The organism is Vibrio sp. NH-7 (assembly GCF_053643215.1).
On sequence record NZ_CM132187.1, the window covers coordinates 2,011,807 to 2,032,999 of the forward strand.

A 21,193-nucleotide genomic window follows, 5' to 3' on the forward strand; every position below is an offset into this window, starting at 1 on the left:
CCGTTTTATTTAACAGAGTTGAAACCGTTCTTTAGATTTTTTTGAATACTAGAGAACCGTTAGTACCACCGAAACCAAATGAGTTACAGATCGCATAATCCATTGATACTTCTTTTGCCGTGTGTGGTACAAGGTCGATATCAAGACCTTCTTCTGGATTGTCAAGGTTGATCGTCGGAGGGACGATTTGGTCAACAAGAGACATCACCGTAATGATAGCTTCTACTGAACCCGCCGCACCAAGCAGGTGACCCGTCATAGACTTAGTCGAAGAAACCTTAACTTGTTTAGCACCTTCTTCACCCAGAGCACGCTTCACACCTTTGATTTCTGCGACATCACCAGCTGGTGTAGAAGTGCCATGTGCGTTTACATAGCCAACCTGAGTGCCTACGATACCCGCGTCACGCATTGCTGCTTCCATCGCTAGAGCGCCACCTGATCCATCTTCAGATGGAGAAGTCATGTGGTAAGCATCGCCCGACATACCGAAGCCAACCAGCTCAGCGTAGATTTTCGCGCCACGTGCTTTCGCATGTTCGTACTCTTCTAGAACCATCATGCCCGCACCGTCACCTAGAACAAAACCGTCACGGTCTTTATCCCAAGGACGAGACGCTTTTTGTGGCTCATCGTTACGAGTCGACAACGCTTTAGCTGCGCCAAAACCTGCCATACCAAGCGGAGTCGATGCTTTCTCAGCACCGCCTGCAACCATTGCATCAGCGTCGCCGTAGGCAATCATACGCGCCGCATGACCGATGTTGTGAAGACCAGTAGTACACGCCGTCGAGATCGCGATATTAGGACCGCGAAGACCACGCATAATAGATAAGTTACCTGCAACCATGTTAACGATGGTTGATGGAACGAAGAATGGGCTAACTTTACGTGGGCCTTTTTCAACTAGTGCTGTGTGACCAGTTTCAATCAAGTCAAGACCACCAATGCCAGAGCCGATAGCGACACCTACACGAGGTGCATTTTCTTCGTTAATTTGTAAACCAGAGTCATCTAGAGCTTGAATACCCGCTGCGATACCGTATTGGATAAATAAATCCATTTTACGTGCATCTTTCTTAGACATGTACTCGGTACAGTCAAAGTCTTTTACCAGACCCGCAAAACGAGTAGAGAAGTTTTCGGCGTCAAAATGCTCGATATTTACGATACCACTTTGACCAGCAAGCAGGGCTTTCCAAGATGATTCTACGGTGTTGCCTACCGGTGACAACATACCCATGCCAGTGACAACAACACGACGCTTGGACACGATATTATTCTCCGGAAATGAAATGATTCTATGGAAGGATAGAAGGGTTAAAAAGAACACAGGCGGCCAGAAGGCCGCCTGGGGGAGATATTACTGAGCGCTGTTTACGTAGTCGATTGCAGCTTGAACAGTAGTGATTTTCTCAGCTTCTTCGTCTGGAATCTCAGTATCGAATTCTTCTTCTAGAGCCATTACTAGTTCAACAGTGTCTAGAGAATCAGCACCTAGGTCGTCAACGAATGAAGCTTCGTTTTTAACTTCAGCTTCGTCTACACCTAGCTGTTCAACAATGATTTTCTTTACGCGTTCTTCGATGTTGCTCATTTTTTCTTTTCCTTTACAGATTTCGCTCAATGCGATGATTCCGTAGTTTATTCGAACTACTGAAAGTTGCAAGGGGGACCTTGCTGGTCAAACCACAATTTTAGCGAATTTAACCGAAATTCAATACATTTTTGACTTAAATCATGCACAAATGTTGCGCATGTTCATGCCAGTTGTCACCAAATATAGGCTATTTTAGTGACATTCCCTAACTTGAATGATGACATTTTAGGTTAATTGACAAATTATGCAGAATTTTGAGTACTCTTTCGCTAAAAAGTTCACTTTCTCTGCGTAATGTATCAATTAAACCATGTACATGCCGCCATTTACATGCAAAGTTTCGCCTGTGATGTAAGCCGCTTCTGGTGAAGCTAAGAATACAACCGCAGACGCAATTTCACGTGGGTCACCTAAACGACCTGCCGGTACAGCAGATAATGTCGCCGCACGTTGATCGTCATTCAGCGCTTTGGTCATATCTGTTTCGATAAAGCCTGGGGCAACCGTGTTCACAGTCACGCCGCGAGAAGCCACTTCACGTGCCATAGATTTAGTGAAACCAATAACACCCGCTTTCGCAGCTGCATAGTTAGCCTGACCTGCATTACCCATAGTACCAACAACAGAACCTACGTTGATGATACGGCCAGCACGCTTCTTCATCATGCCACGCAGAACCGCTTTAGACATACGGAAGATTGGCGTCAGGTTAGTATCGATGATGTCATCCCACTCAGAGTCTTTCATACGCATAAGTAGGTTGTCACGTGTGATACCTGCGTTATTAACTAGGATATCAATCGCACCAAACTCATCGTTGATCGTCTTAAGTGTTGCTTCGATAGACTCTACGTTAGTTACGTTAAGCGCCAGGCCTTTGCCGTTCTCGCCTAGGTACTCACTGATTGCCGCCGCGCCGCCTTCAGACGTTGCTGTGCCAATTACTGTTGCGCCACGCTCAACAAGCAGTTCAGCGATTGCACGACCAATACCACGGCTTGCACCAGTAACTAGAGCAACTTTGCCTTCTAGGTTCATCATGTTCGTTATTCCTTTGTGCTTAAATTACTTAGCAGCGTCTAAAGATGCAGCATCGTTTACTGCAGCGCCACTTAGTGTCTTAACAATTCGTTTTGTTAGGCCAGTTAGAACTTTACCAGGGCCAAGCTCCAGTAGTTTCTCTACGCCTTGCTCGCTCATTAGCTGTACGCTCTCAGTCCAACGAACTGGGCTGTATAGCTGACGTACAAGCGCATCTTTAATTTTTGCAGGATCTGTTTCAGCAGCAACGTCGACATTGTTGATGACTGGAAGCTGAGGAGCATTAAATTCTAGCTCTTCTAGTGCTACCGCTAGTTTGTCAGCTGCTGGCTTCATTAGCGCACAGTGAGAAGGCACAGATACAGGAAGAGGAAGTGCACGCTTAGCGCCCGCTTCTTTACATAGCGCACCAGCGCGCTCTACTGCATCTTTGCTACCAGCGATAACAACCTGACCTGGAGAGTTGAAGTTTACTGGAGAAACAACCTCACCTTGCGCCGCTTCTTCACACGCTTTAGCGATTGATTCGTCATCAAGGCCGATAATTGCATACATCGCGCCAGTACCCGCAGGTACCGCTTCTTGCATCAACTGACCACGAAGCTGAACAAGTTTGATCGCTTCTTTAAAGTCGATAACACCAGCACATACCAATGCAGAGTATTCACCAAGGCTGTGGCCTGCAAGGTTTGCTGGTTGCTCAAGACCTTGCTCTTGCCATACGCGCCAAATCGCAACAGAAGACGCAAGCAAAGCAGGTTGAGTGCGGTGAGTTTGATTTAAATCTTCTGCAGGGCCATTTTGAACAAGAGCCCATAGATCGTAGCCCAGTGCTTCTGACGCTTCAGCAAAAGTCTGTTTTACCACGTCATGTTGTTCACCAAGTTCAGCAAGCATACCCACAGTTTGTGAGCCTTGACCTGGAAAAACGATAGCAAACTTACTCATTTTATTTTCCTTAAACTGGATTCTTTAAATCAAAGAAGAAAGAAAAGATGCCCTCAAAGGCATCTTAATTTTGAATTCTATTTAGAACTTAACGAGCGCCGAGCCCCAAGTAAAACCACCGCCAAATGCTTCTAGCAGTAGAGTTTGACCGCGCTGAATACGACCATCGCGCACTGCTTCATCGAGCGCAGTAGGAACGGTCGCCGCTGATGTGTTGCCGTGACGGTCTAATGTCACGACGACTTGATCCATGGACATCGCAAGTTTCTTGGCGGTCGCTGAAATAATACGTAGGTTGGCTTGATGTGGCACTAACCAATCTAGTTCAGATTTATCCATGCCATTTTCTTTTAGCGTTTCTTTTACCAAACGCGAAAGCTGAGTCACAGCCACTTTGAATACTTCGTTACCAGCCATATGCAGCCAGCTGTTAATGTCTTCACTGTGTTCTGACTCGCTAGGCACTTTCTCATGACGGTCTGCAAACTTAAGGCTAAGTAGTTCACCGAAACGGCCATCAGCGTTGATCGTCGTAGACAGAATACCTGGTTCTTCACTAGCACCAACCACAACAGCCCCCGCAGCATCACCAAAGAGGATGATCGTAGAGCGGTCGTTAGGATCACATGTCTTAGACAATGCGTCAGCACCAATTACCAAGATGTTTTTACAATGACCGGTTTTGATGTATTGGTCAGCAACAGAAAGCGCGTAGATAAACCCTGAACATGCCGCAGCCATATCAAAGGCAGGACAATGCTTAATACCAAGCAGCGCTTGTACCTGACATGCCGCTGATGGGAAAGCGTGTGAGCCACTTGTGGTCGCTACAAGAATCATATCGATATCGTCTTTGTCGATACCTGCCATCTCGATAGCATTCTTCGCCGCTTGGTAGCCCATGTCTGCAACAGTTTCATTTTCTGCCGCGATACGACGTTCACTAATACCTGTGCGAGTGACAATCCACTCGTCAGTGGTATCTACCATTTTCTCTAAGTCTGCGTTTGAACGCACCTGAGATGGCAGGTAGCTGCCAGTACCTAAAATTTTGCTATACATGAAGACCTAATAATGCCTCTCGAGTAAAACCGCTTCCAAACGATCGCTAATACGGCTGGGTACTTGTCGTTTGACCTCGTGCAACGCCTCACCAATTGCATTGATGACGGCGCTAACGTCAGCGCTTCCGTGGCTTTTTATGACAATGCCGCGCAATCCTAGCAAACTTGCACCGTTATACTGGTCGGGGTTCAGTGTTTTTAGCTCATTAAATAAGCTGGAAAATAATTTTCTTGCAATCCAACCCTTTATAGATGAGGACATCATGCTCGATTTCAACTTATCTATAAAAAGCTGGGCTGTACCTTCGCAAGCTTTTAAACATACATTCCCCACAAAGCCGTCACACACAACGACATCTGCGGCGTCATGCAACAATTGATTACCTTCAATGTAGCCAACAAAATTGACCGACTGCGTAGCAGAGAGCATCTCAGCACAGCGCTTGACAAGATCGTTGCCTTTTATTTCTTCAGCACCAATGTTAAGGATCGCTACACGGGGTGGTCGTTGTAGGTATTGTTCCGCCAACGCACTACCCATTACCGCAAATTGGAAGAGCGAATCGGCATCACTAGAAACGTTCGCCCCTAGATCTAACATCCAGGTTTTGCTACCAGAAGCGGTTGGCAAAGCCGAAATCAGGGCTGGTCGCTCGATTCCAGGCAAGAGCTTTAAGCGAAAACGTGATAACGCCATTAAAGCACCAGTGTTTCCTCCGCTAACACAGGCATCCGCATCGCCTTGAGCGACCGCATCAATTGCCATGCCCATGGAAGTGCCGTTGCTATTTCTTAGCGCAAGAGAAGGTTTCTCTGAGTTGGAGATCACTCGGTCACAGTGTTGAATGCTCAAGCGAGAATCTGGCTGATAACCAAGAGAAGATAATTGAGTGGTGATCGAAGTTTGATCACCTAGTAGGATCACTTTTAGCTCTGGGAAATGCGACAGTGCCTGCACGGCGGCAGGCACTGTAACGCGAGGACCGAAATCCCCGCCCATTGCATCAAGTGCAACGGTTATATTAGGCAAAGGTTCAACCTTACTTGTTGATAACCTTTTTACCACGGTAGTAACCTTCAGCAGTTACGTTGTGGCGTAGGTGAGTTTCACCTGAAGTTGCGTCTACAGAAAGTGCAGCTGTAGTTAGGGCATCGTGTGAACGACGCATACCACGCATTGAACGTGATTTCTTGCTCTTTTGTACGGCCATTGACCCTACTCCTATGTAAGTATTAAAGAATTACTTCTTTAAGCTTTTTAAAACGTCAAATGGATTCGGTTTTTTCTCTTCCACAATTTCTTCTGGAATTTCGCCAAACACCATATTATCTGAATCAACGCTACAGTCCGCTTCGTCGTGCATTGCAATTTGAGGCAAGTTTAGAATGAACTCGTCTTCAACTAACTGTATTAGGTCTAATTCACCGTACTCGTTCAGATCTACCAAATCGTACTCTTCCGGTGCTTCCTCTTCAGTCCTTTCACCGCGATACGGTGTATAGGTGAATTGGACATCGCACTCATGTGCGAAAACCTCATTACAGCGCTGACACTCTAAGTCGACTACGATGTTAGCTTTACCAGAGATAACAACGAGTCGCTGCTCATCTAAGTCAAATGACAGTGACACTTCGGCGTCGCGTTTAACGCCTTCGACCGACTCCACTAAGCGCTTAAAGAGACTAATTTGAATAATACCTTCAACATCTAGTCGCTTCTGGGCAGCGCGCATTGGATCAATCGTACGCGGTATTTTTACCTTTTGCATAGGGCGCGAATTCTATCTTCCAAATCGTTTATAGTCAAAGAAAAAGGGCAAAAAAGTGGACTTTTTTTCCTTTCCAGCGAGAGAGCTAGTATCACAACCATAATATCGATTAAGCTCACACTAACCCGCTGTTAGATTGTAAATTAAAATGCCAAATTACCAACTAGTTTTAGCCTCTACCTCGCCGTATCGCGCCCAACTGCTCAATAAACTTGCAGTTCCATTTGTTACAGCTAGCCCTGATTTCGATGAAACGCCGTTAGATAACGAAACACCTTTTGAGCTCGTCAAACGCTTAGCCATAGGCAAAGCAAACTCCTGTCAAACACCACAAGCAAGTTTGGTTATTGGCAGCGATCAAGTCTGCGTTATCGATGGAAAAATTATCGGTAAGCCTCATACTCGTGAAAAGGCTATCGAGCAATTAACTCAACAAAGCGGGAAGTCTATACAGTTTTTTACTGGGCTTGCCGTTTATAACAGTGTTTCGGGTGAAACGGTGGCTCTGGTCGATACGTTTACCGTCCATTTCCGTTCCCTCTCTCAACACCAAATAGAAAGCTATGTTGATAAAGAAGAACCTTTTAACTGCGCAGGCAGCTTTAAAAGTGAGGGCTTAGGTATTGCGCTTTTTGAAAGACTTGAGGGTAAAGATCCCAACACCTTAGTCGGTTTACCTATAATAGACCTGATCGATATGCTAGAGCAGCAAGGGGTAAGCATACTCTAGGGTAAAGAAAAGGGCTGACGCCTTACGTCAGCCCTTGATGAATCGAGCTAATTGCTTTGTCTAAAGTTTTCGCAGTCCTGCCAACACTCGTTCAAGCTTCGTTTCCATAGGTGCGTTGACTTCCATCCATTCATCGTTGGACGGATGTTGGAACTTGATATTGGCCGCGTGTAGGAACAAACGATCCAACCCCACCTTACCCGTGTAGGCATCGAAACGTCTGTCACCATAGCGATCGTCCCAAGCGATCGGATGACCCGTATATTGAGTATGCACTCGGATTTGGTGTGTGCGGCCCGTAATTGGACTCGCTTGAACAAGCGTTGCGTCCGCAAACTTCTCGATGATTTTAAATCGAGTTTCCGACGCTTTGCCATTTGGGTTAACGCGGACAATGCTGTTTACTTCATTTTTTAACAGAGGCGCGTTAACAACCTTACAGCTGCTCTTCCATTGCCCCATGACCAAAGCAAAGTAAAACTTCTTCACCGTTTTCTCTCTGAACTGCGCTTGCAAATGGCGCAGAGCAGAACGCTTTTTAGCCACCAACAAAATACCTGAAGTATCACGGTCAATACGATGCACTAATTCAAGAAAACGCGCTTGAGGGCGTAACGCGCGCAGAGCTTCAATGGCACCAAACTTAAGCCCGCTGCCGCCATGCACCGCCGTTCCCGATGGTTTATTCAATATGAGCATATGATCGTCTTCATAAATAATCATATGCTCTAGTTCTGCAACCTTGTTTAGCTTGGTGCTCGGGGCAATTTCGTCGGTTTTTTCTTCCATCGTTACTGGTGGAATACGGACTAAATCCCCAGCTTGAAGCTTATATTCTGCTTTGACGCGTTTTTTGTTTACACGCACTTCTCCCTTACGCAAGATTCGATAAACCATGCTTTTAGGGATACTTTTCAATTGGTTGCGTAAGAAATTATCAATACGCTGACCTGCCATGTCGTCGTCAATATCGACAAACTGGACTTTTGTTCTTATTTCGCTCATGCGGTTATTCTATCACTCAAAGTTGCGTGATTTCACATTTTCTTCGCAACAAACTGGAATTTCACTCGATAAGAATGAGTTCAAATTCTACTCCGAATAAAAATCCACCAATTTAATTACAATTTTCAAAAAACTGGCTGTTAGCGCTTCCAAAACAGATACTTATGAAAAATAAAAACAGCTTTTTTAGCGTTTTATTATAAAGCAGATTGCTGAGTTTATTGGGTACTGCTATAGTTCACACCTGCAATAAAGGATTCGGTTGCATTTTAATCAAACCCAATCATTTTAAAGCAAGTTAAATGAGTAGCTCGCTAATTTACCAAAATGCCGCACACGGCGTAAGACATTTTCGAAACTAGCAAATCTTGTTGCCCTACTCATAACTCATTCACGTTGAGTATTTACCGCCAACTATGCGGCTCACAAGCGATGAAATAGCTTGTGAGGCTGAAGTGCCCCAGAGCATCCCTCCAGCCGGGAGGCTGCAACGTAATAAGCCATGGGATCAGGCACCGTGAAAGAGAAAAACGGCAACAAGAAAAACAAAAAAATGACAACGAGATTTATCAATGAAAAGAATGTTAATCAACGCAACTCAAAAAGAAGAGTTGCGTGTCGCTTTGGTTGATGGCCAGCGACTTTTCGATCTAGATATCGAAAGTCCAGGTCATGAATCGAAAAAAGCGAATATCTACAAAGGACGTATCACCCGCATCGAACCAAGTCTAGAAGCAGCCTTCGTTGACTACGGTGCAGAAAGACACGGTTTCCTCCCTCTTAAAGAAATTGCCCGCGAATACTTCCCTGAAGGATACACATATCAAGGCCGCCCTAGCATTAAAGAAGTGCTAACCGAAGGCCAAGAAGTGATCGTGCAAGTCGAAAAAGAAGAACGTGGCAGCAAAGGCGCTGCACTTACAACGTTTATTTCTCTTGCGGGTAGCTACCTTGTTCTTATGCCTAACAACCCTCGAGCTGGCGGTATTTCTCGTCGTATCGAAGGTGATGAGCGCACACAGCTGAAAGCTGCATTAAGTACTCTAGAACTGCCTCAAGGCATGGGTCTAATCGTACGTACTGCTGGCGTAGGCAAGAGTGCGGAAGAGCTAGAGTGGGATTTGAATGTACTCCTTAACCATTGGGGTGCGATCAAGCAAGCATCAGACTCAAATGCAGCGCCTTTCTTGATTCACCAAGAAAGTAACGTCATTGTTCGTGCTATCCGAGACTACCTACGTCGTGATATCGGTGAGATCCTTATCGATAGCAACACAATTTACGAGCGCGCACTTGAGCACATCCGCCTTGTTCGCCCAGACTTCGTGAACCGTGTTAAGAAATACGACGGTGAGGTACCACTCTTTAGCCACTACCAAATCGAAAGCCAAATCGAATCTGCGTTCCAACGTGAAGTTCGCCTGCCTTCTGGTGGTTCAATCGTTATCGACCCAACAGAAGCACTGACTTCTATTGATATCAACTCCGCTCGCGCAACAAAGGGTGGTGATATCGAAGAAACGGCTTTAAACACAAACCTTGAAGCAGCCGATGAAATTGCTCGTCAGCTACGTCTTCGTGACTTAGGTGGTCTAGTTGTTATCGACTTTATCGATATGACGCCAGTTCGCCACCAACGTGAAGTTGAAAACCGTCTGCGTGACGCTGTTCGTATGGATCGTGCACGCGTACAAATTGGCCGTATTTCTCGCTTTGGCTTGCTTGAAATGTCGCGCCAACGTCTAAGCCCTTCTCTTGCGGAAGCAAGTCACCATATCTGTCCTCGCTGTACAGGTACTGGTGTGGTTCGTGATAACGAATCATTAGCGCTTTCTGTTCTTCGTTTAATCGAAGAAGAGGCATTGAAAGACAATACTGCGCAAGTTTTGGCTGTAGTGCCTGTTCCAATCGCTTCTTACCTTCTCAATGAAAAGCGTCGTTCAGTGAACCACATCGAACGTACACAAGAAGTTAAGATCACGGTTGTTCCAAACTCAGAGATGGAAACGCCTCACTTCGACGTAATCCGTGTTCGTGAAGGTGAAGAGTTCGATCTGCTGTCTTACCTACTTCCTAAGAAACTGGAAGCAATGAAAGAAGCTGAAGGTCGTGAAGTGTCAGAAGTAGACGCAAAACCAAAGAAACTGGAAGAACCGGTTCTTAAAGGCTTCGCATCTCCGGCTCAATCTGCGCCAACACCGCCTAAACCAACGCCTAAAGCAAAAGAAAGCAAACCTGCTGTTGCTGAAGAATCGAAACCTGGTTTAGTAAGCCGCTTCTTCAAAGCGCTAGGTAGTTTCCTATTTGGCTCGGGTGCTGAAGAGGAAAAGGTTGAAGAGAAACAGGCAAAATCGGATAAGAAGGACGGCCAACGCAACAATCGCAACCGTCGAAATCGTAACGATAACCGTCGCCGTAATTCTCGCGACAACCGTAACGAAAACCGTAAAGACAATCGCGAAGATAAACGTGATAACAAGCGTAAGCCTCAATCACGTGATGAAGCGACAAGCGATAACAAACAGACTAACGACCGCAAGCAACAGAACCGTAAGCCTAAGCAAGATCGCCGTAACAAGCGTGACGAAGTGAAGACAAACACCAAAGTTGCTGAAGAAGGTCTAAAACTCGCATCTGAAGCACAGCAAGCTGAAAAGCCAAACCGTGCAGAAGAAAAAACGGCTAAAGTTAAAGAGCGTCGTCAACGTCGTAAGCTGAATAAGCAAGTTCGCGTTAAAGACCAGCAGAAAGCGCAAGCAGAAGCAGTCGAAGACGTGAAACAGGTGCAGGCGGAAACAGTCGCCGAAACTGTCGAGCAAGCGGTAGAAGCAGTGGCTTCGGAAGAAGAGCAACAGCCGAAACAACGTCGTAACCGTCGTTCTCCGCGTCACCTACGTGCAAGCGGTCAACGTCGTCGTCGCGGTCGCGATCGTCGCCCTAACCCATTCCGTCTACGTAAAGGTGGGGTTGCGTCTCCAGAAATGGCAATGGGTAAAGTTATGCCAAGCTATGGCATCACGAAGCCGACACGCAAACCGAAGAAACAACACGCTACTGAAGACACTCAAGTGGCACTTGGCGGTTTTGCTTGCCCTGAAATGGCGATGGGTAAAGTGATTCTGCGTCGTGAACAACCTGTAGTTGAAGTAGAAGTTGCGCCAATCGTAGAACAACCAAGTGTTGAGGCGCCAGTGGTTGAAGTACCTGTCGTTGAAACGCCTGTTGAGAACGAAGCGGTGAATATTGCTCTAGAGCAGGTTGAAGAAACCGTCGAAGTGATTGCTGAAGCAGTGGCAACTGTGAACTCTGAACAAGCTGAAGCTCCAGTTAAAGAGCAAGAAGCAGAGGTTGAAGAGCATCAGGTTGCTAAGGAAGAGACTGAAATCGTCGTTCCAGCATTCAAAGGACACGCTTCTGCGCCAATGGCAAAAGCACCAGGAACATCAGAGCTAAAAGAGATCACTGTTAACGCAGCGCCTCTACGCACTGAACGTTACCAGTCGAAAGGTGCCGGAAGCCAAGTTGCTCGTAACCAAGCGGGCGCAGCGATGGCTAAGCCACAAAGCTACTAATTAAGTACCCGAACAAGTACTCAAATGAAACAGCTCCAATCTAGGAGCTGTTTTTTTGTGTGTAAAAATCATCACGACTACGTATCTGTTATTAATCACAAATATTAGTCAATATAGGGTTCATTCTTGAACTTAATCACACTTTTCGGTAGCATTCGCCGACTCGAACTGAATTCTGCTCATATCGCTATATCTACTAGCGGCGTTTACGCTGAGCAATAGCTTTAAACACTCTGCTCTTTTACATTGCATTTTACTTGGTGCTCACTAAAGCTTAATTCAGACTCCTTCTACACACTTAGCAAAACTGAGTAAGCATGTTTGAATTTCCACAATTTTCTAAGCACTCCGTCAAAAACGATGTGCTCTCTGGTCTAACGGTTGCGTTAGCACTGGTTCCTGAAGCGGTTGCATTCGCATTCGTTGCAGGCGTTGACCCTATGGTCGGCTTATACGCTGCCTTCATCGTTGGTTTAATCACCTCAATCTTTGGTGGTCGCCCAGGTATGATCTCTGGTGCAACAGGTGCAATGGCTGTTGTTATGGTTTCATTGGTCGCAACTCACGGTGTTCAATACTTGTTTGCCGCTATCTTACTCGCAGGTATCCTCCAAGTTGCTGCTGGTCTGTTTAAGCTTGGTAAGTTCATCCGTATTGTTCCGCACCCTGTAATGATTGGTTTCGTGAACGGTTTAGCTATTGTTATCTTCCTTGCGCAGCTTGGCCAATTTAAAGCGCCGGATCTAACGGGTGCATTGACATGGCTACCGTCTGACCAAATGGTGCTGATGCTAGGTCTGGTTGCACTCACCATGGCGATTATTCACTTCTTACCTAAGTTCACTACTGCCGTTCCTTCGTCACTTGTGGCAATTGTCACCGTCACGGCATTGGTTGTTGGTTTAGATCTTGAAACGCGCACCGTTGTCGATTTCCTACGCACGATGTCAGGCGATGAAGCCGCGACACTTGCGGGCTCGCTACCGACTTTCTCAATTCCAGCCGTTCCATTTACATTTGAAACGCTGCAAATCATCCTTCCGTACGCAATCATCTTGGCGGCGATCGGTTTGATTGAATCTCTACTGACGCTTACTGTTCTCGACGAAATGACTAACACGCGTGGTCAATCTAACCGTGAGTGTATCGGTCAAGGTATGGCTAACATGACCTGTTCAGTCTTTGGCGCTATGGGTGGTTGTGCGATGATTGGTCAGTCAATGATCAACGTAAACTCAGGTGGTCGTGGTCGACTTTCAGGTATTGTTGCTGCCGTTGCTCTGTTGATGTTCATTTTGTTTGCTTCATCTCTCATTGAAATGATTCCTCTGGCTGCACTAGTGGGCGTGATGTTCATGGTGGTTATCGGTACATTTGAATGGGCAACCTTCAAACTTGCTCGCCGAGTGCCAAAACAAGACTTCTTTGTTATCGTCCTGGTGACGGTTGTAACCGTTCTGACTGATTTGGCCGTCGCTGTTTTCGTTGGTGTTATCGCGTCTGCACTAATGTTTGCTTGGCAACATGCAAAACACATCTACGCTGACACATGTATCAACGAAGAGGGTTCAAAAGAGTACAAGATTCACGGTCCCGTGTTCTTTGGTTCTGTTGCAAACTTCCTTGAGATCTTTGATGCTCACAAAGACCCTGTAGACGTTATTGTTGACTTTGCCGACTCGCGTGTCACAGACCACTCAGCGATCGAAGCGATTGAGACCCTAGCCGAACGTTACGCTGCACAGGGCAAAACGTTACACCTTCGCCACTTGAGCCCAGATTGCCGTAAACTACTCGACAAAGCAGGTAGCCTAGTGGAAATCAATGTCAAAGAAGATCCTAGCTATAAAGTCGCAACCGACGTACTTGCAGGCTAACTCGAACAATTGTAAAAAGGGCTTCCATTTGGAAGCCCTTTTTATTTCTGCATTAACTAACGGAAGCTACAGCAGTTTATTGAGTTTCTCCCCAACTAACTGCAAACGCCATCCCTGCATCACATCGGGAAGTTTTGCGGGATCTCTGTCCTTCTTCCACACCCAACTAATGACTTGATTGAGCTGCTTCTTTGATGCAATAAATTCGGTCGCTAAGCCAGAAGCCTGGGAGGCATGCTTCACTTCGTCTTTCAGAACTTTGAACTTTTGCTTGTAGCCTGGCATGTCCATAAGACGCTCGATTTTCTCCGGGTACTCTTCCGGAGAGATACCGCGAGCCGATTTTACAATAGAGATGATGCGCGTAGCATGGCGCTGGACTGAACGTGAATCCATCCCCTCTTGTTCCATTCGCTGGCGATTTTGTAAGCCCAATCTCGCCACGTTCAGCAAGTCATTCTCTTTGAAGATAAAGTTCAGTGCTAAGTCACGACGAACTGCTTCTTTATAACGCCATGTCGCCAGTGGTTTTAGTATTGCTAACTCACGTGGTTTTAGCTGCCAAGCCCCCTTGACATCGAGATAAGCCATCTCAGGATCGGTATTTTTAATGCGCTTAGCGGCCAAAAGGTCGCTCTCTTGTTGAGCGGCTTCCCACCAGCCAGCTTCTGTTACTGCATTCAATAATTTTTCATACAGTGGCAACAGGTAGAACACGTCTGCTGCGGCATAATCTAGCTGCTTGTCGGTTAACGGGCGAGCTAACCAATCTGTTCGCGACTCACTTTTATCCAGTTCAACCTGCAAATAATGTTCAACTAACGAAGCAAACCCTGTCGACAGACCGTGCCCCAAAAATGCAGCCATGACTTGTGTGTCAACCATAGGATATGGCAAGCAGCCGAAACTGTTTTGAAAGACTTCGAGATCCTCACCACAGGCATGAAGCACTTTCAGTACGGAAGTATCTTGCAGCAGTTCAACAAATGGCGTCATTTCATCTAGTTCAGTTGGATCAATGAGGGATAGCTGCTCGCCGTCAAACAACTGAATCAATCCTAACTGTGGATAGAAGGTGCGCGTACGGACAAACTCAGTGTCTAGCATAACCACGTCCACTTCTCGCGCTTTTTGACAAACTTGTTCTAGCAGAGCGTTGTCGGTAACAATTTGGTAATTCACTAATCTCTCACTTTGGGGTTGATACCAATCTAGATAAGCATCCACCTTATCGTTTATCGCTTGGAAAGTGCTTATTTAGATTGGTATTAAAATGCATAAAAAATGCCGACAGGGTAATGTCGGCATTCTATCATCAATCACATAGCTCTGCTTTATTAGCTTTGTTCAGCTTTGGCTAAGTTGGCATCGTTTTCTTCACGTAAAACACGGCGCAAAATCTTACCCACATTGGTTTTTGGTAGATCTTCTTTGAACTCCACTAACTTAGGTACTTTGTAGCCTGTCAAATGTTGACGACAGTGAGCAATCACTTCATCTTTAGTAAGGCTAGGATCGCGCTTAACAACGTAGATCTTAACAATCTCACCAGACACTTCATGAGGTTGACCAATCGCCGCAACTTCAAGCACTTTGCCGTGAAGCGCTACAACATCTTCAATCTCATTTGGATACACATTGAAGCCCGATACCAAAATCATGTCTTTCTTACGGTCAACAATGTGGATCAAGCCTTCTTCGTCAAACTTGACGATATCGCCTGTTGATAACCAACCTTCCGCATTAATGACTTCTTTGGTTGCTTCAGGACGTTGCCAGTAACCTTGCATAACCTGAGGACCACGTACTTGAAGCTCGCCCACTTCTGTATTTGGCAGTGGGTTACCTTCATCATCGACAATTCGTACTTCAGTGGATGGGACAGGCAAACCAATTGCACCCGTGTAGTCAGTCAAGTCGTATGGATTACCCGTGACCAGAGGCGAACACTCTGTTAATCCGTAACCTTCGAGTAGGTGCACGCCTGTGGTCTTCTTCCACTGGTCGGCGACGGCACGCTGAACGGCCATACCACCACCAACAGCCAGCTTTAAGTTACTAAAGTTAAGCTCATGGAAATCTTCGTTGTTGACTAAGGCGTTGAACAAGGTATTAACCCCCGTAACCGCAGTAAATGGGTATTTCTGGAGTTCTTTGACAAAACCAGGAATGTCACGTGGGTTAGTGATGAGTAGATTTTGCCCACCCATTTCAATAAACAGCAAACAGTTTACCGTCAAAGCAAAGACGTGATACAGCGGCAAAGCGGTGACCACCAGCTCGCGCCCTTCAGATAAAACAGGACCGTATGCGCCTTTCGCTTGCATGACGTTGGCAATCATATTGCGATGGGTCAAAATTGCGCCCTTCGCTACGCCGGTTGTTCCGCCTGTGTATTGGAGAAAGGCAATGTCATCACCTGACATAAAGGGTTTGACGTACTGAAGACGGCGCCCTTTATGCAGTGCTTTACGCATCGAGATGGCACCCGGCAGATCGTATTTTGGCACCATGCCTTTAACGTATTTCACCACGAAGTCGACGATGGTTCCTTTTGCTCGCGGTAACATCTGACCCAAACTCGTGAGTACCACGTGTTTTACTTGCGTGTTATCAACGATTTGTTCCAGCGTATTGGCGAAGTTGGACACAATAACAATCGCCGTTGCACCTGAGTCGTTAAGTTGATGCTCTAGCTCTCGAGGGGTATACAGTGGGTTTACGTTAACGGCTATCAAACCTGCGCGTAAAACACCAAATAACGCCACTGGGTATTGCAGTAGGTTTGGCATCATTAGGGCAACTCGGTCGCCTTTTTGCAATTTCAAATCGTTTTGCAGATATGCGGCAAAGGCGCGGCTGCGTTCTTCCAGTTTACGGAAGGTCATTACCGACCCCATATTTGTAAATGCTGGTTGGTCAGCGTACTTCTGTACTGACTGCTCAAACATCTCAACCAAAGATGGATATTGGTCTGGGTTAATGTGCTCTGGCACATCGCTTGGATAACGTGATAGCCAAGGTTTATCCACGGTAATACTCCTCGAAATAAGCTGGCTGAAGCCGATGAAATTGTCTTGTTTTTATCATCCGCTATTACAGCACAGGCGAAGCGTGTGAGCACGAAACACTCAAACACTTGTTTAAATTTTGTTAACTAAGCCAAAAATTAGGTTAGATACTCTAAAAGGTTGTTCTAAGTGGCAATGATGACCGCCCTCAATGACCTCAAACTGAGTCATATCAGAGGCCTCTTGCTGAAAAACAGGCAAATGTGAAAAACCTCGATTGCCCAAAACAACAAGCTGCGGACAAGAGATGTGTTGGCGAATGAACTGCGCATGCTTAAGCGACATTCGATAGAGCGACTGGCTTTGCAACTTAACATCGTGGCGCCAAATCCAATGCTCGCCATGCTGCTCAATGGCTCGCTTTACGACAGGCGCAATCAGGCTTGCCTCAATGTCATTCACTTTCGCGCGTCTTTCTATCGCGTTTCGCAGCGATGCCATCGCTCTTACCGGTTTTTTTCTGATCCGTTGGCGACTCGTAATACCCTCTTTGATCCTGCTAAGCGTATTCTCTTCAGTTTCTGCCAAGGGACCATACCCTTCTATTTGAACTAAACCACTAACCTGCTCTGGGAAGGCGGCACTATAGCAACTTGCAATCAAAGCACCAAGAGAATGCCCCACCAACACCACTCTGTTTGGCGACAAGTTAACCAAAAATTGGTAAATATCGTCTAAATAGTCGTGAAATGGGTAGAAGTTCGACCCTTTTTTATGCCCAGAAAGTCCGTGACCTGGTAAATCGATTGCGCAAAGATGCAATTGCGGTTCAAGGTGATGAAGCTCTGCCATAACCGTGGAAAAACTGGCGGCATTGTCCAGCCACCCATGTAAAAAAACGACCGATATGTCGGCCGTTTTGCTGTTACCATACTCAAGGGTCGCAATGTCGATATCTTGAATGGCGTACCTTTGTTCTATTGGTGTCATTTCACTTCCTGAATCACCGTTCCTTGTCGGCTGCTATGACGCATCTCTCGACAATAAAGACCACGACATGGGTAAAGATAACTGTCTACTTCCTGAATCCTAACCCGCTCTTCGATTCGCCATAAATGAAAACCTTGCACTTGCATCACGGGGAAAGCGTACTCATAGTCACCCACTGCGCCTTGTTCGGTCCCAATGCTTTGACCTAACAGAGTGATCAAACGCCCCTGTGCAAGAGACGCTGGCTCGGCGTAGCCATCAATATAACCAACAAAACGTCCTTGCGGCTCTTGGCTGATATCTGGCTTTCCGTTTGAACTTATCGGCAAGTTAACCACTTCGACACGTGTTTTACTTTGCAGATTGGTTACTTTGGCGATGACGCCACCTAAACGAACATCTCCACTCGCAGTGGGCTTGGATTGCCAAACTGTATAATCACTAACAAGTTGAGGGTCTTCAGATTTCAAGTTTTCAGGCAAGGTACTGCACGCACTTAGCAGTAATAGAGAGATCGTGACAAAAAGGCTGCGGGAGAAAATTGTCATACGTTGTGGACCTTTGAAGCTAGATGTAAATATCGACACCAAGCATTTGTGATAGTTCATCGCGTTTAGCTTGGTGCATGACATTCATATACTCTTCCATTGCCTTACGACTTCGTCCTTCGGGAAGATCATATTGGATTTGCGCTTTGTGTACTTCAGATTCGGAGACATGACGGATAGTTTGAGCAACAGCATTCGCCACCTTAGATGGCTGGCCTACAGGCTCTTTTTGCTGCGCTTTTTTTACCTCGTTCTTCTTGTTTGCCTTGTTGGCCTTATTAGGACCTGGCAATGAAGGAGGTAAACCATTTATTGATACCATACTATCCGCCTATCGCCGTTTAACCGCGGTTATTCGCGCCCTGGCAACTTCTTCCATGCTACCGTGTCACGCAAGTACGTTGGACTTGCCGCTTCCGCTTCAACCGTATTGCCCTTCGCTAACTCAAACTGAGCAAGATAGACGATATCTTCAGCGTCTGGGAATAACACATCCCCTTTCTCAGTTTTAAACTGGATCCCTTCTAGATCATTTTGATAAGCCGCCCAGCCCGTACCTGCCGTGCGCCAAAGCTGTTCATCGGCTGTACTATTCTCGGCTAGCACGCTCGGTGGAACGACACATTCGGCATCAACTGGCGACCAAGTGCCATCTTCTTGACGGGCAAATCGTCCCCAGTACACTTCGCTCATACGCGCATCTATGGCGCACGCGACGTGCTCTGCACCATGTTTACGGTAGCTGCCTTGAGCCATCGCTTCCAGTGTCGATACACCAATCATCGGTAAATCCGCACCAAACGCTAAACCTTGTGCAATACCGATGCCAATGCGAACACCTGTAAAGCTACCTGGGCCACGACCATACGCCAGAGCATCAAGTTCGGCCAACGCCACACCCGCTTCTTTCAAGACTTCATCCACCATGGGTAGAACTTTTTTAGTGTGGTCTCGTGGTGCAACTTCGCTTCTAACATACACCTTGTCATCAACTAAAAGCGCTACAGAGCAGTTCTCTGTAGCCGTATCTAGGGCAAGAATTTTTGCGCTCATTGAAATCTCTAACTATTCGTTGGTTGTTTCTGAAATCTGTTCAAGAAAGTGCTCGACCAATGATAAATCCCGAGTTCTTGGGATAGGCGGTAAGCTCGATAAGAACACGCTACCATAGTCTCTTGTGACCAAACGGTTGTCACAAATGATCAGAGCCCCTTTGTCTTTCTTGTCTCGTATTAGTCGCCCGACACCCTGCTTCAACGTAATAACTGCGTCAGGTATTTGTACCTGAGCAAAAGGATCGCCCCCTTTCAGTTGGCAATCTTCAATACGCGCTTTGAGCAATGGGTCATCAGGCGCTGTAAATGGTAATTTGTCGATAATAACACAGCTGAGCGTGTCGCCTCTAACATCAATTCCTTCCCAAAAAGCGCCGGTAGCAACGAGCAAAGCGTTACCTAACTCCATAAACTCTGCCAGTGTTTTCTGTTTGCTGGTTTCCCCTTGCATCAAGACAGGCACGCTAAGCTGCTCTCTAAAGCGTTCACCCAGCTCTCTCATCATGCTGTGAGAGGTACACAAGAAGAAACATCGTCCTTGGTTTTTTTCTATCACAGGACTAAGCATGCGCACTAATTTATCCGCAAGACCGGGGCTATTGGGCTCAGGTAAATAACGCGGCACACAGAGTTTCGCTTGGCTTTGATAGTCAAAGGGACTCGGCAAAGAGAACTGCTTTTCCGGTTTGAGCCCCAAACGTGAGGTGAAATGGCCGAAATCATCATTAACGGCCAGAGTCGCGGAAGTAAATATCCACGCCCCTTGCTTAAGTTCAATCTGCTCATGAAATTTATCCGCGACCGACAGTGGCGTGATATGCAAACTAAAGTGCCTAGGCGTGGTATCAAACCAGTAAGAGTACCCCGTAATGGAGACTTCACACACGCGCGTCAGACGAGCTTGTAAGGTATTGGCTCGTTCAAATGCACTATCAAGCAATTGGCTTCGCCCTAAGGCAAGTTTTAGCACCTCTAACACAAAGTCTAGCGCTTCACGCAGGCGCTCCATTTCTCTGGCAATATTTGGCGACTGAATCGCCTCTCGCCAGTTACCGCGAAAGCCAGGTTCGCCGAGAATAATCCGCAGATCCATCGCCGTTTGCAGAAGCTTTTCGCCCGCTTTTTGCAACTGGCGCATATCTTTTGCTTCGGTTCGATAACCAATTTCAATATCTTTACAAAGCTCTTGGATTTGGCGACTGGATAACGACTGACCAAAATATTGGCTGGCGATATCAGGCAATTGATGCGCTTCGTCAAACACAAACACATCGGCTTCGGGAATTAGCTCGCCAAAGCCTGTCTCTTTTATCGCTAAATCAGCAAGGAACAAATGGTGATTAACCACCACCACGTCTGCATCCATTGCCTTTTTACGCGCTTTAAGAACAAAACAGTCTTGATAGCTAGGGCACTCTTTGCCCAAACAGTTGTCATTGGTCGATGTGATCGAAGGGATTATCGGGCTATCTTCCGCAATGGCATCGCAGTCACCGAGATCGCCTGTTTTGGTTTCACTCACCCAAGAGCGGACTTTAACAAGCTGACTGAGCAAGGTTGGATCGGCGGTGTTGCTGTGGCTTTCCACCATTTGCCGACTGAGGCGATCCAAGCAGAGGTAGTTTGATCGCCCTTTCAGCAAAGCCACTTGGCCGTAAAAGCCGAGCGCACTGACCATCAAGGGTAGATCGCGATGATAAAGCTGCTCTTGAAGGTTTTTTGAACCAGTACTGATGATGACTTTTTTACCGCTCATTAGTGCCGGAACAAGGTAGGCGAACGTTTTCCCCGTTCCTGTGCCCGCCTCAACCACCAACTGACCGTCGGTTTTAATGGCATTCTGTACAGCTTCTGCCATATCAAGCTGTGCCTGGCGAGGTTGAAAACCAGGTATGGCTTTGCCAAGCGCACCGTCTGAAGAAAAGGTTTTTGCGATCATCAATTATCTGTAGGAGCAAATCGTCGGGAGAAGGATTATGGCAG

At 46.5% G+C, this 21,193-nt stretch carries 19 protein-coding genes; 3 read left to right on the plus strand and 16 right to left on the minus strand.

Going from position 1 to position 21,193, the window contains the following annotated elements:
• Window positions 1–31: 31 nt before the first annotated feature.
• The 8 genes from fabF to yceD all read right to left on the minus strand — a co-directional run bounded on the left by fabF (window position 32) and on the right by yceD (window position 6,422).
• Window positions 32–1,273 (minus strand): beta-ketoacyl-ACP synthase II, encoded by a 1,242-nt coding sequence (gene fabF / locus ACUALS_RS09225; protein WP_038134104.1) that lies wholly within the window; start codon window positions 1,271–1,273, stop codon window positions 32–34.
• 90 nt (window positions 1,274–1,363) lie between these two features.
• Complete coding sequence (gene acpP / locus ACUALS_RS09230) at window positions 1,364–1,597, minus strand: acyl carrier protein (RefSeq protein WP_004406112.1); 234 nt, start codon at window positions 1,595–1,597, stop codon at window positions 1,364–1,366.
• A gap of 306 nt (window positions 1,598–1,903) precedes the next feature.
• Window positions 1,904–2,638: a 3-oxoacyl-ACP reductase FabG gene (fabG, locus tag ACUALS_RS09235; protein WP_038134689.1), complete on the minus strand. Its 735-nt coding sequence runs from the start codon at window positions 2,636–2,638 to the stop codon at window positions 1,904–1,906.
• Between the two features lie 27 nt (window positions 2,639–2,665).
• Window positions 2,666–3,589, minus strand: coding sequence for an ACP S-malonyltransferase (fabD, locus tag ACUALS_RS09240; RefSeq protein WP_038134102.1), 924 nt, complete (start codon window positions 3,587–3,589; stop codon window positions 2,666–2,668).
• A gap of 81 nt (window positions 3,590–3,670) precedes the next feature.
• A complete protein-coding gene (locus ACUALS_RS09245; RefSeq protein WP_038134099.1) occupies window positions 3,671–4,651 on the minus strand; it encodes a beta-ketoacyl-ACP synthase III in 981 nt (326 codons plus the stop codon).
• Between the two features lie 6 nt (window positions 4,652–4,657).
• Window positions 4,658–5,683, minus strand: coding sequence for a phosphate acyltransferase PlsX (plsX, locus tag ACUALS_RS09250; RefSeq protein WP_334475395.1), 1,026 nt, complete (start codon window positions 5,681–5,683; stop codon window positions 4,658–4,660).
• A 10-nt stretch (window positions 5,684–5,693) separates the two neighbouring features.
• A complete protein-coding gene (gene rpmF, locus ACUALS_RS09255) occupies window positions 5,694–5,864 on the minus strand; it encodes a 50S ribosomal protein L32 (RefSeq protein ID WP_004414666.1) in 171 nt (56 codons plus the stop codon).
• Between the two features lie 30 nt (window positions 5,865–5,894).
• A complete protein-coding gene (gene yceD, locus ACUALS_RS09260; protein ID WP_038134092.1) occupies window positions 5,895–6,422 on the minus strand; it encodes a 23S rRNA accumulation protein YceD in 528 nt (175 codons plus the stop codon).
• Between the two features lie 148 nt (window positions 6,423–6,570).
• Here yceD and ACUALS_RS09265 point away from each other — a divergent pair, with 148 nt between their 5' ends.
• Window positions 6,571–7,152: a Maf family protein gene (locus ACUALS_RS09265; protein ID WP_334475396.1), complete on the plus strand. Its 582-nt coding sequence runs from the start codon at window positions 6,571–6,573 to the stop codon at window positions 7,150–7,152.
• 60 nt (window positions 7,153–7,212) lie between these two features.
• Here the strand turns inward: ACUALS_RS09265 and rluC are convergent, their stop codons facing one another.
• Window positions 7,213–8,157 (minus strand): 23S rRNA pseudouridine(955/2504/2580) synthase RluC, encoded by a 945-nt coding sequence (gene rluC, locus ACUALS_RS09270; RefSeq protein WP_454448235.1) that lies wholly within the window; start codon window positions 8,155–8,157, stop codon window positions 7,213–7,215.
• 572 nt (window positions 8,158–8,729) lie between these two features.
• Here rluC and rne point away from each other — a divergent pair.
• Entirely contained in the window at window positions 8,730–11,729 is a 3,000-nt protein-coding gene (gene rne, locus ACUALS_RS09275) for a ribonuclease E (RefSeq protein ID WP_454448236.1), read from the plus strand.
• Between the two features lie 317 nt (window positions 11,730–12,046).
• Window positions 12,047–13,606, plus strand: a complete 1,560-nt coding sequence (locus ACUALS_RS09280) for a SulP family inorganic anion transporter (protein WP_322414042.1) — start codon at window positions 12,047–12,049, stop codon at window positions 13,604–13,606.
• A gap of 66 nt (window positions 13,607–13,672) precedes the next feature.
• Here the strand turns inward: ACUALS_RS09280 and rnd are convergent, their stop codons facing one another.
• The 7 genes from rnd to ACUALS_RS09315 form a co-directional block, all read right to left on the minus strand.
• Complete coding sequence (gene rnd / locus ACUALS_RS09285; RefSeq protein ID WP_038191505.1) at window positions 13,673–14,788, minus strand: ribonuclease D; 1,116 nt, start codon at window positions 14,786–14,788, stop codon at window positions 13,673–13,675.
• 155 nt (window positions 14,789–14,943) lie between these two features.
• Window positions 14,944–16,638 (minus strand): long-chain-fatty-acid--CoA ligase FadD, encoded by a 1,695-nt coding sequence (fadD, locus tag ACUALS_RS09290; RefSeq protein WP_038134066.1) that lies wholly within the window; start codon window positions 16,636–16,638, stop codon window positions 14,944–14,946.
• A 111-nt stretch (window positions 16,639–16,749) separates the two neighbouring features.
• On the minus strand, window positions 16,750–17,607 hold the full coding sequence (locus ACUALS_RS09295; protein WP_454448237.1) for an alpha/beta fold hydrolase: 858 nt from the start codon (window positions 17,605–17,607) through the stop codon (window positions 16,750–16,752).
• Entirely contained in the window at window positions 17,604–18,155 is a 552-nt protein-coding gene (locus ACUALS_RS09300; protein WP_039479826.1) for a Slp family lipoprotein, read from the minus strand. The genes ACUALS_RS09295 and ACUALS_RS09300 overlap by 4 nt, the downstream gene beginning before the upstream one ends.
• A gap of 19 nt (window positions 18,156–18,174) precedes the next feature.
• On the minus strand, window positions 18,175–18,477 hold the full coding sequence (locus tag ACUALS_RS09305; protein ID WP_038134058.1) for a hypothetical protein: 303 nt from the start codon (window positions 18,475–18,477) through the stop codon (window positions 18,175–18,177).
• Window positions 18,478–18,506: 29 nt separating this feature from the next.
• The gene (gene tsaB, locus ACUALS_RS09310) at window positions 18,507–19,208 is read right to left on the minus strand and encodes a tRNA (adenosine(37)-N6)-threonylcarbamoyltransferase complex dimerization subunit type 1 TsaB (RefSeq protein WP_454448238.1); all 702 of its coding nucleotides are present in this window, start codon (window positions 19,206–19,208) and stop codon (window positions 18,507–18,509) included.
• 12 nt (window positions 19,209–19,220) lie between these two features.
• A complete protein-coding gene (locus tag ACUALS_RS09315; RefSeq protein WP_005474893.1) occupies window positions 19,221–21,149 on the minus strand; it encodes an ATP-dependent DNA helicase in 1,929 nt (642 codons plus the stop codon).
• Between the last annotated feature and the right edge of the window lie 44 nt (window positions 21,150–21,193).